At 76.4% G+C, this 13,473-nt stretch carries 12 protein-coding genes; 5 read left to right on the top strand and 7 right to left on the bottom strand.

Annotation, left to right across the window (positions count from 1 at the left end):
- Positions 1-60: 60 nt before the first annotated feature.
- Positions 61-1,302, top strand: coding sequence for a DUF4032 domain-containing protein (locus MF406_RS03120; protein WP_242896553.1), 1,242 nt, complete (start codon positions 61-63; stop codon positions 1,300-1,302).
- A 94-nt stretch (positions 1,303-1,396) separates the two neighbouring features.
- Here the strand turns inward: MF406_RS03120 and MF406_RS03115 are convergent, their stop codons facing one another.
- From MF406_RS03115 to cysS, 3 genes are read right to left on the bottom strand one after another with little or no spacing between them, the layout of a single operon-like run.
- Positions 1,397-2,839: a hypothetical protein gene (locus MF406_RS03115; RefSeq protein WP_242896552.1), complete on the bottom strand. Its 1,443-nt coding sequence runs from the start codon at positions 2,837-2,839 to the stop codon at positions 1,397-1,399.
- A 16-nt stretch (positions 2,840-2,855) separates the two neighbouring features.
- The gene (gene rlmB, locus MF406_RS03110; protein WP_242896551.1) at positions 2,856-3,962 is read right to left on the bottom strand and encodes a 23S rRNA (guanosine(2251)-2'-O)-methyltransferase RlmB; all 1,107 of its coding nucleotides are present in this window, start codon (positions 3,960-3,962) and stop codon (positions 2,856-2,858) included.
- Positions 3,962-5,398, bottom strand: coding sequence for a cysteine--tRNA ligase (gene cysS / locus MF406_RS03105; protein ID WP_242896550.1), 1,437 nt, complete (start codon positions 5,396-5,398; stop codon positions 3,962-3,964). Before cysS ends, rlmB begins: the two co-directional genes overlap by 1 nt.
- 268 nt (positions 5,399-5,666) lie before the next feature.
- Between cysS and MF406_RS03100 the strand changes: the two genes are divergently transcribed.
- Positions 5,667-7,028 carry an MFS transporter gene (locus MF406_RS03100; RefSeq protein ID WP_242897669.1) on the top strand — a complete coding sequence of 454 codons (1,362 nt, stop codon included), beginning with the start codon at positions 5,667-5,669 and terminating at the stop codon, positions 7,026-7,028.
- A 365-nt stretch (positions 7,029-7,393) separates the two neighbouring features.
- Positions 7,394-8,071, top strand: a complete 678-nt coding sequence (locus MF406_RS03095) for an STAS domain-containing protein (protein WP_242896549.1) — start codon at positions 7,394-7,396, stop codon at positions 8,069-8,071.
- A gap of 520 nt (positions 8,072-8,591) precedes the next feature.
- On the opposite strand, the gene ispF is transcribed toward MF406_RS03095, so the two are convergent.
- Positions 8,592-9,104: a 2-C-methyl-D-erythritol 2,4-cyclodiphosphate synthase gene (gene ispF / locus MF406_RS03090; protein WP_242896548.1), complete on the bottom strand. Its 513-nt coding sequence runs from the start codon at positions 9,102-9,104 to the stop codon at positions 8,592-8,594.
- Positions 9,105-9,259: 155 nt separating this feature from the next.
- The gene (locus MF406_RS03085; protein WP_242896547.1) at positions 9,260-10,897 is read right to left on the bottom strand and encodes a DEAD/DEAH box helicase; all 1,638 of its coding nucleotides are present in this window, start codon (positions 10,895-10,897) and stop codon (positions 9,260-9,262) included.
- 10 nt (positions 10,898-10,907) lie between these two features.
- On the opposite strand from MF406_RS03085, the gene MF406_RS03080 reads away from it, so the two are divergent.
- Positions 10,908-11,090: a hypothetical protein gene (locus tag MF406_RS03080; protein ID WP_242896546.1), complete on the top strand. Its 183-nt coding sequence runs from the start codon at positions 10,908-10,910 to the stop codon at positions 11,088-11,090.
- An 84-nt stretch (positions 11,091-11,174) separates the two neighbouring features.
- Here the strand turns inward: MF406_RS03080 and ispD are convergent, their stop codons facing one another.
- Together ispD and MF406_RS03070 are read right to left on the bottom strand one after the other, a co-directional pair.
- Complete coding sequence (gene ispD, locus MF406_RS03075; protein WP_242896545.1) at positions 11,175-11,963, bottom strand: 2-C-methyl-D-erythritol 4-phosphate cytidylyltransferase; 789 nt, start codon at positions 11,961-11,963, stop codon at positions 11,175-11,177.
- A 31-nt stretch (positions 11,964-11,994) separates the two neighbouring features.
- Positions 11,995-12,477 carry a CarD family transcriptional regulator gene (locus MF406_RS03070; protein WP_242896544.1) on the bottom strand — a complete coding sequence of 161 codons (483 nt, stop codon included), beginning with the start codon at positions 12,475-12,477 and terminating at the stop codon, positions 11,995-11,997.
- 395 nt (positions 12,478-12,872) lie between these two features.
- On the opposite strand from MF406_RS03070, the gene MF406_RS03065 reads away from it, so the two are divergent.
- A complete protein-coding gene (locus MF406_RS03065; protein ID WP_242896543.1) occupies positions 12,873-13,355 on the top strand; it encodes a hypothetical protein in 483 nt (160 codons plus the stop codon).
- Positions 13,356-13,473 lie beyond the last annotated feature (118 nt).

Genomic DNA, 13,473 nt, shown 5'->3' with positions numbered 1-13,473 from the left:
TGGCGACCGACGTCGGCCCCCGGTCACCCGGCACCCAGCACCAACGGGAAGAATGGCCCCATGGCCGACCAGCTCCAGATCACTGCCGCCACCGTGGAGCCAGCGCTGCTGGACCTGCCCTGGGACGTGCCGCTGGAGGACTGGCCGCAGGAGGTCCTGGCAGCCCTGCCCCGCGGCCTGTCCCGGCACGTCGTGCGGTTCGTCCGGCTCGCCGGGCGGGTCATCGCGGTGAAGGAGATCGGCGAGCGGATCGCCTATCACGAGTACGAGCTCCTGCGGTCCCTGGGCCGGCTCGGCGCCCCGGCGGTGACCCCGCTGGCGGTCATCACCGGCCGGCGCTCGCCCGCCCGCGAGGAGCTGAACTCGGTGCTCGTCACCGACCACCTCCCCTACTCCCTGCCCTACCGGGCCCTGTTCAGCCAGTACATGCGCCGGGAGACTGCCGACCGGCTCGTCGACGCCCTGTCCGTGCTGCTGGTCCGCCTGCACCTGCTCGGGTTCTACTGGGGCGACGTCTCCCTCTCCAACACCCTCTTCCGCCGCGATGCCGGGGCCTTCGCCGCCTACCTCGTCGACGCCGAGACCGGCGAGCTGCACCCCAGCCTCACCGACGGCCAGCGCGGCTACGACCTGGACCTGGCCCGCACGAACATCATCGGCGAGCTCATGGACCTCCAGGCCGGGGAGCTGCTGGACGAGGACGTGGACACCCTCGCGATGGGCAACCGGATCGTCGAGCGGTACGAGTCGCTGTGGGGCGAGCTCACCCACCAGGAGACCTTCGAGTCCGCCGAGCGGTGGCGGGTGATGGAGCGGATCAACCGGCTCAACGACCTCGGCTTCGACGTCGGGGAGCTGGCGATGACCACGGACGTGGACGGCACCCGGGTCTCGATCCAGCCGAAGGTGGTGGACGCCGGCCACTACCACCGCCAGGTGATGCGGCTGACCGGGCTGGACGTGCAGGAGAACCAGGGCCGCCGGATGCTCAACGACCTGGACTCCTACCGGGCGGTGACCGACCGGCAGAACGAGGACCTCACCCTGGTCGCGCACGACTGGCTGGCCGAGGTCTTCGAGCCGACCGTGCGGGCGGTGCCGCGCGAGCTGCGCCGCAAGCTCGAGCCGGCGGAGATCTTCCACGAGGTGCTCGAGCACCGGTGGTTCATGTCCCAGGAGCAGCAGCGCGACGTGCCGACCGCCGAGGCGGTGCGCTCCTACGTCGACACCGTGCTGCGGCACCGGCCGGACGAGCAGGCCGTCCTCAGCCACAGCGGCGTCGGGGACGCCGCGACGGCCTGAGCCGGGGGCCGGCCCGCGTGTCGGGCCGTCCGTCGGCGCTGATGCCCACCCGGGGCGGCGACAACCGGCTCCGGACCCCGCGGCCGCCGTCGGCTCACTCCTGCCGCTGCCGACCCGGGACGAACCTGCCCTCTGCCGTGGTGCGGCGGGCCACCCAGCTGGCGACGACGAGCTCGGCGACGGAGTCCACCAGCAGGCCGACCCCGACCAGCGCCGCGCCGGCGGAGGCCCGGCCCCGCCGGGCCACGAGCAGCCGCCGGGCGACCAGCGCCGCCCCGAGGGCGGCCTCGGCGGAGACGGCCACGCGGTGCGCGCGCGGCCGGTCCACCGCCACCGAGCGGTAGCGGTCCCAGTACTGCGGGATCGCGCCGTACCCACGGGTCTCCAGCGCGGCCGCCTCGCCGAGCGCCCGGCCGATCCCGCCGGGCTCGTACACCCGGGCCCCGGGGACCTCGCGGACCGGCGTCGTGCCGGCGAGGACGTCGGCGACGGCGGGCGGCAGGCCCAGGGCCGCGACCAGGCGAGCCAGCCCGGCCCGGCCGTCGACGTCGTCCAGCGCGGCGACCACGGCGTCAGCCTCGGCGCCGGGCACCGCTGCGGTGATCGCGGCGGCCATGCCGAGCCGGCCGAGGACCTCCTCGGCGAACGCGGCAGCGGCCTCGGCGTCACCCGGCCCGGCGGTGGCGGCAACGCCCACCGGGCGCCACCCGCTCTCCCAGGCCCAGGACCGGGTGATGGCACCGGGGAGGTCCACCTCGACGCGGGGCTCGCCGTCGACGACGCTGAGCACGACCGCCGGCAGCGCCGCCCGGCTCCAGCCGCCCACCCCCAGGCCGCGGCGGTCGGCGAGCAGCACCCGGCGCTCGCCGAGGTCGAGCGCAGCCAGGGCGATGCCGAGGTCCTGGGCGCGGAAGGGTGCGTCCAGCAGCGGCAGCGGCGTGACCGCGGCGAGCCGGAGCTCCTCGGCCTCGGCGCCCGGCGGCGCGGGCCACCGGCGGACGTCCTCGGCGGGTTCCGCCGCCGGGTCCGCCGCGGGGCCAGCCGCCGGGTCCGCCGCGAGGCCGCCCTCTCCGGGCACCGGGGTCGGCCCGGTCGGCCCCGGCGCCACCTCGGCCGGGGCCGGCACCACCCCGGTCGGCCTGGTCGGCCCCGGCGCCACCTCGGCCGGGGCCGGCACCACCCCGGTCGGCCCGGTCGGCCCCGGCACGGCGGCGATCTCCCCGTTGTCGCCGTCGTCGGTCACCAGCACCTGGCCGCCGGACCAGTGCCCGCCGATCGCGACCTCGGTGCCGGTGGCGGCGGCCAGGTCCTCCACGAAGCGGCGCAGCGTGGGCCCGGGCACGACCTCGCCGTCGCGCACCACGCCGACCGCGCGGCCCCGGCCCTGGACGGCGAGGACGAGCGGGAGGTGGTCCGCGGCGCCGGGCCGGACGAGGGCGACGACGCCGGTCTCCCGCACGGCCGCCTCCAGCACGCCGGCGTCGAGGTCGTCGCCGTACAGGCCGCCGCTCTCGACCACCCACTGCACCTCGGGCATGGTTCTCCTTCCCCGGTCAGCCCGCCCGGCGGCGGGACACCTCGTACAGCGCGATCCCGGTGGCGACGGCGGCGTTGAGGGACTCCACCGACGACGCGATGGGGATCGCGGCGACCATGTCGCAGGTCTCCCGGACGAGCCGGCTCAGCCCCCGGCCCTCGGCGCCGGTGACCAGCACGAGGGGCTCGGTGGCCAGCTCCAGGTCGGCGACCGCCGTCGGCCCGTCCCCGTCCAGGCCGACGACGAAGCAGCCCGCCGCCTTCAGCTCGCCCAGCGCCCGGACCAGGTTGGTCGCGCGGGCCACCGGGACCCGCGCGGCGGCGCCGGCCGAGACCTTCCAGGCGGCCGCGGTGACCCCGGCCGCGCGCCGCTCGGGGACGAGGACGCCGTCGGCGCCGAACGCCCCGGCGCTGCGCAGCACCGCGCCGAGGTTGTGCGGGTCGGTCACCCCGTCCAGGGCGACGACGAGCGGCGGGTGGCCGGCGCGCTCGGCCCGGGCGAGGAGGTCGGCGACGTCGCGGTAGGCGTACGGCGGGACCTCGATGACGACGCCCTGATGCGCGGCGCCGTCGGTGAGCCGGTCCAGGTCGCTGCGGGAGACCTCCACCAGCGGGGCGCCCAGCGCGGTGGCCGTGCGGACCACCTCGGCGAGCCGGTCGTCGGCGGCCATGCCGCCGGCGAGGAAGACCCGCTCCAGGGGGATGCCGGCGCGGACCGCCTCGGTGACCGGGTTGCGCCCCGCGATGAGCTCGTGGTCGGCGCCCACGCCGAGCGCCGCCCGGGTGCGGGCGACGGCGGCCGCGGCCCGGCCCGCGGCGCGCGGCCCGCGGGCCTCGCCGGCCGTCCGGGGGCCCTCCGGCCCCGGCCGTCCGGCTACGGGCCGTTCCCGGGCGGCCGACCGCTCGCCGCCGGTGCGCCGCTCCCCGGCGCGGGGCGCGGCCGCCGCGCGGCGCTCGGCCGCCGCCTTGCGCTTGGCGGCCGGGTGGTAGGGCCGGTCGGTGGCCTTGGGGGTGGGGCCCTTGCCCTCCAGGGCCCGGCGGCCCTGCCCGCCGGAGCCGACCACCGCGCCCTTCTTGGACCCGGCCTTGCGCACCGCGCCGCGGCGGCGGGAGTTCCCGGCCATCAGCCCCTGCCCCTCAGCTGCCAGCGGGCCCCGTCGGCGGAGTCCTCCACGACGACGCCGGCGCCCGCCAGCTGCTCGCGCAGGGCGTCCGCCCGGGCCCAGTCCTTCGCCCCCCGCGCCTGCACCCGCTCGGCGAGCACCGCCGAGACGAGGGCGTCGAGGGCCTCGTGCTCGGCGGTCCCGGTCCCCCCGGCGCCCCGCCACGGCGGGGCGAGCGGGTCCAGGCCGAGAACGTCGAGCATGGCCCGCACCTGCAGCTGGGCCTGGCGGACGGTGACGTCGTCGCGCTCGGCGAGCGCGGTGTTCCCGGCCCGCAGGTACTCGTGGACGACGGCGAGCGCGGCGGAGAGGTTGAGGTCGTCGTCCATGGCGGCCACGAACGCCGCCGGGAGGCGGGTGCCGTCCTGGGCGGCGACCTCCGCCGTCGGCACCTCCCCGACGACCTCCACGGCGCGGGTGACGAACCCGGTGAACCGCTCCCAGGAGCCGGTCGCCTCGGCGAGGGTGGCGTCGGAGAACTCCACGGTGGAGCGGTAGTGCACGGTGCCCAGGGCGAGGCGCAGCACCGGTGCCGGGGTGCTGGCGAGGACGTTGGCGACCAGCAGGGAGTTGCCCAGGGACTTGCTCATCTTCTCCCCGTCCACGGTGACCCAGGCGTTGTGCACCCAGTACCGGGCGAAGCCGTCCCCGGCCGCGTGGGACTGCGCCTGCTCGTTCTCGTGGTGGGGGAAGCGCAGGTCGATGCCGCCGCCGTGGATGTCGAAGGTCGCGCCGAGGTAGCGCCGGGCCATCGCCGAGCACTCCAGGTGCCACCCCGGCCGGCCGCGGCCGAAGGGGGTGTCCCAGGACGCCGTCGGCGGCTCCCCCGGCCGCGGGGCCTTCCACAGCGCGAAGTCCCGTGGGTCGCGCTTGTCCGGCTCGCCGTCGTCGTCCTCGGCCACCGACAGGTTCTCCAGCGCCTGCCGGGTCAGCGAGCCGTAGTCCGGCTGGGAGCGGACGTCGAAGTAGACGTTGCCGGGCTGGCCGCGGTAGGCGTGCCCGCGCTCGACCAGGTCCACCATGAGCTCGACCATGTCCGGCACGTGGCCGGTGGCGCGCGGCTCGTAGGTGGGGCGGGCGACGCCGAGCGCGTCGTAGGCGGTGGTGAACTCCTGCTCGAAGCGGTACGCCCAGGCCCACCACGGCACGCCGGCCTCGGCCGAGCGGGCGAGGATCTTGTCGTCGATGTCGGTGACGTTGCGGATGAGGGTCACCTCGTGCCCGGTGCGGCGCAGCCAGCGGACCAGGACGTCGAAGGCGATCGCGGAGCGCATGTGCCCCACGTGCGGGGCGCCCTGCACGGTGGCGCCGCAGAGGTAGATGCCCACCTGGCCCGGGGTGCGGGGCTGGAAGGGGCGCACCGACCTGGCGGCGGAGTCGTACAGTCGCAGGCTCACCCGGCTCAGGCTACCGGCGCGGGCCGACGCCCGCGTGGGCCGGCGCTCCCCCGCCGACCGCCCGCACCGGGGTCCCTGCCGCTACGGTGCGAGCGTGACAGACGACACCGCGCCACCGGCCGGGGGAACCGCCGGGGGCGGGACCGCCGAGGGCGCAGCAGCCGCCGGGCGAGCCGGCGCCACCGAGGGCACTGCGCCGGCCACCGAGGGCACCGCGCCGGCCGGCACCGCGGCCGGCGCCAACGAGGGCACCCCGCCGGCCGACGTCGTGGACGCCACCGAGGCGGCCGCCGTCGGCAAGGCCCCGCACCGCCCCGGCGCGTGGCCGGTCCTGGCCTGGGGCCTGTGGGACTGGGGCGGCGCCGCGTTCAACGCGGTCATCACCACCTTCGTCTTCACGGTCTACCTGACCTCCGACGCCTTCGGCCCCGGCGCCGACGCCACCCTGGGCTGGGCGCTGGCCGCGGCCGGGGTGGTCATCGCGCTGCTGGCGCCGGTGTCCGGGCAGCGGGCCGACAGGTCCGGGCGCCGGAGCCGGTGGCTGGCGATCAACACGGGCGCCGTCGTCGTCGTCTCCGCCGCGATGTTCTTCGTCACCCCCGACCCGGGCCACCTGTGGCTGGGCCTGGTGCTGCTGGCCGCCGGCAACGTCTTCTTCGAGCTGGCGTCGGTGAACTACAACGCGATGCTCGGGGAGGTCTCCACCCCGGCGACGGTCGGCCGGGTCTCCGGCCTCGGCTGGGGGCTGGGGTACATCGGCGGGATCGTGCTGCTCCTGCTGGTCTACCTGGGCCTGATCGCCCCCGACGTCGGCGTCTTCGGCATCACCGACGAGGACGGGCTGGACGTGCGCGTGACGATGCTCGTCTGCGCGGTGTGGACGCTGGTGTTCTCCCTGCCGGTCCTCCTCACGGCCCGGGACGCGCCGGCGGCCGGCCGACGCCCGCGGGTGGGCCTGCTGGCGTCCTACCGCCTGCTCCTCGGCTCGATCCGGGCGCTCTGGCGCCGCGACCACCACATCGTCTACTTCCTGCTCTCCTCCGCCGTCTTCCGGGACGGCCTGGCCGGGGTGTTCACCTTCGGCGGGGTCATCGCCGCCGGCACCTTCGGGTTCTCCCCCGGCGACGTCATCGTCTTCGGGGTGGCCGCCAACCTCGTCGCCGGCGTGGCCACCATCGCGTTCGGGACGCTGGACGACCGTCTCGGCCCGAAGCGGCTCATCGTCGGCTCCCTCGCGGCGATGGTCCTCGCCGGCACCCTGGTCTTCGTCCTGCACGACGGCGGCCGCGCGGTGTTCTGGTCGGTGGGCCTGGCGCTGTGCATCTTCGTCGGGCCGGCCCAGTCCGCCTCGCGCACGTTCCTCGCCCGGCTCATCCCGGAGGGGCAGGAGGGCGAGGTGTTCGGGCTGTACGCCACCACCGGCCGGGCGGTCAGCTTCCTGGCGCCGGCGTCCTTCTCCCTGGCGATGACGCTGGGCCTGGCGGTGACCGGTGCCGCTGGGCTCGAGGAGGTCCAGTACTGGGGGATCCTCGGCATCGTCGCGGTCCTGCTGGTCGGGCTGCTGCTGCTCCTGCCGGTGCGGTCCGGGCTGCGGCGAGACTCGGCAGTCGTCACCGCGGCGGCGCACTGACCGCGCGGCCCCGCAGGCTCGCCACGTCCACGCACCGAGGGGCTCGGCACGCCGTCACCGCGGCGGCGCACCGACCGGTCCGGGCCGAGATCCGTCAGCGCCGAGCGCGGCGGTGGAGCATGCAGACGGATCCGGGTGGGGGCGCGCGGGCGTCGGCTGACGGGGCTGAGGAGCGGCTGACGCTCCCCGCCCCGTCCGTTTTGACCGGCTTTGCCGGGCCCTTCCGGCGGTCGCCGAGGCGGGTGAGACCGCCGCCCGGGACGCCGCGAACTTACGGTGTAAGACGCAGTGCCTTACGGTGTAATCTGTCGCTGCTCGCGGGCCCGCGGGCGCTTCCCGCGCTACTCCGGCCGAACGGACGCTCCATGGACACTGCAGAGCCGCTCGGCTCGGTCTCCGTCCTGCTCGCCCCCACCCGCAGCCGCATCGTCCTCGCGGGTGAGGTCGACGTCGCCATCCAGGGCGAGCTGGGCGAGGCCTGCGACGAGGTCATCCGGCGTTCCGTGCCGGTCGACCTCGACGTCCGGCACGTCACCTTCATGGACTCCTCGGCGGTCGCCCTGATCGCCCGCCTGGCCTACCGCATGGGGACGCCGCCGCGTCTCATCCAGCCCCCGGACGTGGTGACCTTCCTGCTCGACGTCACCAAGATCGGTGACGTGGTGGAGGTCGTCGAGGTCGATCCCGGGCTCGACGGCGAGCCGGCGGTCGACGTCGCCCGTGCCGACGGCGGCCCGGTCGTCGCCGTGGCCCGCGCCGAGGGACTCGTCACGGTGGCCCCGAGCGACGGGGTCTTGACCGAGGCTCCTGGGGACGGGGATGGCAGCCTGGCGCCCGGCGACGCGATCGGCGGCACCGATGGCGACGGCTCGATAGTCATCGAGGTACCCGTCGACGGCGCCGTGGGCAGCAGCGACGCCGGGGTCGACGGGCCGCCTGTTCGGTACGAGGACCTTGACCTGGCCGCGTCGGGGTCCGCGGCCACGCCGGCCGAGCCAGGACCGACGGTCCCGGTCGTCGACCCGGGGCTGCGCTCGGTCTGACCCGCTGCGCGCCCCGCTCCGCCGGGCGAGACCGACGGAGACTGTTCGCGGGCGACCGTAAAGTCCGCCGCAGGCCCGGGACCGGTCGGGTCGAAGTGGCGGAACTCCGCTGAAAACGACCTGGCCCGGCTCTGTCCGGAGAGCACTTTACGGTCGTTCCGGCAACCCCGCGGCCGCGCAGGCGCCGGGTCGACGGCCCCGGTCGCCGAACCTGGTTGTGCTCGGTCTGAGCCGGGTTGCGCTCGGTCTGACCGCCTGCACGACGGGTTCCGTCGAACGAGAGACCGGCGGAGCTGTTCGCGAACGACCACAAAGGCCCCTGCAGCACCCCGAGCGGCTGGGCAGGAGTGGCGGGATTCCGCGGAAGACGATCCGGGCTGGCTCTGTCTGGAAGGGACTTTGTGGTCGTCCAGGTACACGTGCTGCGGTACCGGCCGCCCGCCGTGGCAACGGCTCCTCGCGCCGCATGGACGATCGGGCGAAGCGCACCTCGTGCGCGAGGCGGAAGCTCAGGTGATGCTCAAGCTCGTGCCGGCGCGGTTCGTCCACCGGGCGCCGGAGCGAGGAGCGCAGTCGCCACGGCGGCGACGCCCTCGGCCCGGCCGGTAAAGCCGAGGCCGTCGGTGGTGGTGGCGGAGAGGCTGACCGGGGCCCCCACGGCGGCCGTCATCGCGGCCTCGGCCTCGGCCCGGCGCGCCCCGATCCGCGGCCGCACCCCGATGACCTGGACCGCGACGTTGCCTACGTCGAAGCCGGCCGCGCGCACCCGGCGGACCGTCTCGACCAGCAGCTCTGCGCCGCCGGCGCCCGCCCAGCGCGGCTCGGCAGTGCCGAAGTTCGTCCCCAGGTCGCCAAGCCCGGCGGCGGACAGCAGCGCGTCGCAGGCGGCGTGGGCCGCGACGTCGGCGTCGGAGTGCCCCACCAGACCGGTCTCCCCTGGCCAGTCCAGGCAGGCCAGCCGCATGGGGCGGTCGGTAGCTGGGTCGGCGAAGGCATGGACGTCGGTCCCGATCCCGGTCCGGGGCAAGAGCATGACGTCACCGTACGGCGTGGCCAGCACCGCCCCTGGTGCCCAGCACCGCCCGTGGTGGCGAGCACTGCCCGTGGCCGGCGGCCGTGGGAAGAGCGATCGGTGGCCTGGCAGCGGCAGCTGCCACCGCCGGGCCACCGATGTGGGCGAGGCGGGCCTCAGGAGGCGCGACCGCTGGCGGTCGCCCGCCGGCGCCCGCGCTGCTCCCCGAAGTCCTGCATCGTGCCGGCGAACGCCGGCGCGCCGGTGGCCGAAGTGTAGACCGGGCGCGAGCCGCCCGAGGACCGCGAGCCGCCCGAGCGGGACCCGTCGGTCGCACGCGGAGCACCCGCGCCGCCCCGCCGACGTCGGGAACGCCCGGCCGGTGCGCCGGCCCCGGCCTCGCCGCGGTGCTGGCCGGTGCCCCGGCCAGCACCACGGGTCCCGCCAGCGGCGGTCCGGGCACCGTCTCCGCCGGTCCGGCCGGCGCCGCGGGCAGCACCAGCACCGGACGGCGTGCCGCGGCGCCGCCCGGCAGCAGCCTGCGGCTGCGGCGCGGCCTTGCGGGAGGCGGCCACCGGGGCACGGTCCGGCGCGACGGCCGGGGCGACCTCGCCGACCAGCGCGCGCACCTGCGGGTCGGTCGGCGCGACGGTCACCGGGGTGGCGTGGATCTTCGCGGCCCGGGCGAGGCTGCGGAAGTCCGCGCGCTGCTCGGGCAGCACGATGGTCACCACGTCGCCGCCGTGCCCGGCCCGGGCGGTGCGGCCGGAGCGGTGCAGGTAGGCCTTGTGCTCGGCGGGCGGGTCGACGTGGACGACCAGGTCGACGTCGTCGACGTGGATGCCGCGGGCGGCGATGTCGGTGGCGACCATGACCGACACTTCGCCGGTGGAGAAGGCGTCCAGGCTGCGCTCGCGGGCGTTCTGGGAGAGGTTGCCGTGCAGCTCCACGGCGGGGATGCCGCCGGCGGTGAGCTGGCGGGCGAGCTTCTTGGCCTGGTGCTTGGTGCGGGTGAACAGCATCCGGCGGCCGCTGCCGGAGGCGAGGGTGCGGACCAGCTCGGTCTTCTCGGGGGTACCCGCGGCCTCGAAGACGTGGTGGGTCATCGCGGCGACGGGCGCGGCGGCCGGGTCGACGCTGTGGTGCAGCGGCGCGCGCAGGAACTGCTTGACGAGCTTGTCGACGCCGTTGTCCAGCGTGGCGGAGAACAGCAGCCGCTGCGTCCCGGCCGGGGTGGCCCGCAGGATCCGGGTCACCCCGGGCAGGAAGCCCAGGTCGGCCATGTGGTCGGCCTCGTCCAGGACGGTGACCGCGACGGCGTCGAGGTGCACGAGCCGCTGCTGCATCAGGTCCTCGAGGCGGCCGGGGCAGGCGACGACGATGTCGGCGCCGCGCTGGATCTCCTGGACCTGCCGGGTCTGCTTGACGCCGCCGAAGATGGTGGTCACCCGCAGGCCGGCGGCGCCGGCGAGGGGGAGGATCGTCTCCGCGATCTGGTTGGCCAGCTCGCGGGTCGGCGCGAGCACGAGGCCGCGGGGGTGGCCCGGGACGGTGCGGCCGGGGAGCGTCTCTCCGGACGGCACGAGGGCGGCGAGGCGGGCGACCAGGGGCAGCGCGAAGGCGAGGGTCTTGCCCGAGCCGGTCCGGCCGCGGCCGAGGACGTCCCGGCTGGCGAGGGTGTCGGGCAGGGTCGCCGTCTGGATCGGGAACGGCGCGGTGATGCCGCGCGCGGTCAGCGTGCGGGCGAGGAGCCCGGGCACGCCGAGCGCGACGAACGAGTCGCCGGGGGTCGCGGCCGCGGGCGCGGTGGGCATGGTGGAAGGCATGGTGGTGGGCAAGGTCTACTTCTCTCGGCTGGAGGTCACCGCAGGCATCTCCGCCGTCTGCGTCCTCGGCGGCCGGGCCGCCGGCGCTGTAGCCGTGCTGTGCGATGTCGGGAGGCCCGTGGGCTCCCTGCCGTCCAGTGTCGCACCGCGCGGCGGGTTCTGGGGCGACGGCGTCCGGTGAGGGTTGTCACGGTCGACGGCGTCCGGAGGCGTCCTTGGTTCAGGTCCCCGGGCCGCTTCCGCCCGCCGGCTCGGCCGTCCTAGCTCAGGTCCCCGCCTGGCTCTGGCCGCCGACGCCACCGGCTGCGGCCGCGCCGGCCGCAGGGTCGACGTCGGCACCGGCGAGCAGCACCTCGGCGAGGGCGAGGTCGCGCGCGGTGGTGATCTTCAGCGCCAGCTCGTGGCCCGGCACCGCCCACACGGTCTCGCCGAGCGCCTCCACCAGGGCGGCGTCGTCGCTGGCCGCCGTGCCCTCCCGGCCGGCGCGGGCACGGGCGGCGCCGTGCGCGCGGGCCAGGAGGTCGCGGTCGAACCCCTGCGGGGTCTGCACGGCGCGCAGCGCCCCGCGGTCCGGGGTGGCCAGGACCGGCTCGGCGCCGGCGGCGTCCGGCGGCCCGACCCGCTTGACGGTGTCGGTGACGGGCAGGGCCGGCACGACGGCGCGGTGCCCGCCGCGCACGGCCGCCTCCACCGCCCGGACCAGCGCCGGCGGGGTGAGGCACCGGGCGGCGTCGTGCACCAGGACGACGTCGACGGCGTCCGGGAGGGCGGCCAGCCCCGCCGCGACCGAGGCCTGCCGGGTGGGGCCGCCGGGGACCACCGTGACGGGCAGCGCGGTGCCGGGCACCCGGCCGTCGGGGAAGAGCTCGGCGAAGGCGGCGACGTGGCCGGCGGGGACGGTGAGGACGACGGCGCCCAGGCAGCCGGCGTCGGCCAGGCCGCGGGCGGCGTGCAGGACCAGGGGGACCCCGTCGAGCGGGACGAGCGCCTTCGGGACGGGTGTGCCGAGCCGGGTCCCGGAGCCGGCGGCGGTGAGGACGGCCGCGCTGGTCATCGGCGGGCGCGCCGCGGTCGGTGCCGCGGCGTCAGGAGGCGAGGACCTCGTCCAGCATGGCCTCGGCCCGGACCTCCTCGGTCTTCTCGGCCAGCGCGAGCTCGGAGACGAGGATCTGGCGGGCCTTGGCGAGCATGCGCTTCTCGCCCGCGGACAGGCCCCGGTCGGAGTCGCGCCGGGACAGGTCGCGCACGACCTCGGCGACCTTGATCACGTCGCCGGACGCGATCTTCTCGACGTTGGCCTTGTACCGGCGCGACCAGTTGGTCGGCTCCTCGGTGTAGGGGGCGCGGAGCACCTCGAAGACGCGCTCCAGGCCCTCCTTGCCGACGACGTCGCGGACCCCGACGAGGTCGACGTTCTCCGCCGGGACCTGGATGGAGAGGTCTCCCTGGGCGACCCGCAGGTGCAGGTAGAGCTTCTCCTCCCCGCGGATGACCCGGGTCGAGATGTCCTCGATGAGGGCGGCTCCATGGTGCGGGTAGACGACGGTCTCGCCGACAGCGAAGGTCATGTCGAGTTGCTCCTTGGGTCGTGAGGGCACCTAGTCTACCACGCAGAAACGGCGAGATTCCGCGGGATCTTGGACGGGCCGACGGCGCCCGGCGGGCTCGTCCGGACCGTCTTCCGGGCCGCCGTCGGGACGGTAGAGGTCACCTGCCCAGCCGCCGTCGGGGCCGGTGGGGGCCACCCGCCCAGCCGCCGACGGGCCGGTGGAGGCCACCTGCCCAGCCGCCGACGGACCCGGTGAAGGCCCCCTACCGGGCCGCCGTCAGGCCCGGTGAAGGCGACCTGCCGGGCCGCCGTCGGGCCCGTGGGCGCGTGCGCGGGGTGCCCGCCCAGCGGTAGCCGGTACGCTCCGGCTGGGGCCGGTGCCGCGGCTCCCGGTACCGACGAAGGAGAGGCCTCGTGGCTCACGCACGTTCCCGGCTGCTCGCCGCCGCTTGCCTCGGGGTCGCCGCGACGCTCGGCGGCTGCTCCGCCAGCAACCCCATCACCACGCAGTACTCCTACGCCCCCAGCGACGGCGTCCGGGTGGGGCTGACCGAGGAGGTCCGGGTGGAGAACCTCCTCGTCCTCACCGAGGGCGAGGGTGCCCCGGCGCACGTCCTGGGCGCCGTGGTGAACCACTCCGGGGAGGACGCCGAGGTCAGCCTCCGGTTCGGCGAGGCCGGCGCGGAGGTCCCGGTCCGGGTCGGCGCCGACGAGACGGTCCGCCTGTCCGAGGAGGGGGTGACGGTCGACGTCGAGGCCGTGCCGGGCAGCATGCTGCCGGCCACCGTGGGCGCGTCCGGCGTGGGCGGGACCGAGGTGCAGGTCCCCGTGCTCGACGGCACCCTGCCGGAGTACGAGCACTACCTCGACGAGGTCACCGGCGCCGCCGCGGCGTAGGCCGACAACGCCCGGCCATGCCCGGTCCCGTGCCCCGTCTCGGGCCGCGGCCGCGGCAGCCCGCCGGGCGGTGCGACGCTCGGCCGCTCGCCGGGCCGCCCGCCGTTGATCAGGACAC

It is taken from the genome of Georgenia sp. TF02-10, assembly GCF_022759505.1.
GTDB lineage: Bacteria > Actinomycetota > Actinomycetes > Actinomycetales > Actinomycetaceae > TF02-10.
Note: the sequence above shows the minus strand (reverse complement) of the source record. Positions and strands in the feature narration are given on the sequence as shown.

Excerpts from the sequence above, each read along its gene's own strand:
- MF406_RS03070 (WP_242896544.1), bottom strand. The coding sequence starts at position 12,477 with ATGACCTTCGCTGTCGGCGAGACCGTCGTCTACCCGCACCATGGAGCC.
- ispD (WP_242896545.1), bottom strand. The coding sequence starts at position 11,963 with ATGACCAGCGCGGCCGTCCTCACCGCCGCCGGCTCCGGGACCCGGCTC.
- MF406_RS03115 (WP_242896552.1), bottom strand. The coding sequence starts at position 2,839 with ATGCCCGAGGTGCAGTGGGTGGTCGAGAGCGGCGGCCTGTACGGCGAC.
- rlmB (WP_242896551.1), bottom strand. The coding sequence starts at position 3,962 with ATGGCCGGGAACTCCCGCCGCCGCGGCGCGGTGCGCAAGGCCGGGTCC.
- MF406_RS03120 (WP_242896553.1), top strand. The coding sequence starts at position 61 with ATGGCCGACCAGCTCCAGATCACTGCCGCCACCGTGGAGCCAGCGCTG.
- ispF (WP_242896548.1), bottom strand. The coding sequence starts at position 9,104 with ATGCTCTTGCCCCGGACCGGGATCGGGACCGACGTCCATGCCTTCGCC.
- MF406_RS03080 (WP_242896546.1), top strand. The coding sequence starts at position 10,908 with ATGGTGGTGGGCAAGGTCTACTTCTCTCGGCTGGAGGTCACCGCAGGC.
- MF406_RS03085 (WP_242896547.1), bottom strand. The coding sequence starts at position 10,897 with ATGCCCACCGCGCCCGCGGCCGCGACCCCCGGCGACTCGTTCGTCGCG.
- MF406_RS03095 (WP_242896549.1), top strand. The coding sequence starts at position 7,394 with ATGGACACTGCAGAGCCGCTCGGCTCGGTCTCCGTCCTGCTCGCCCCC.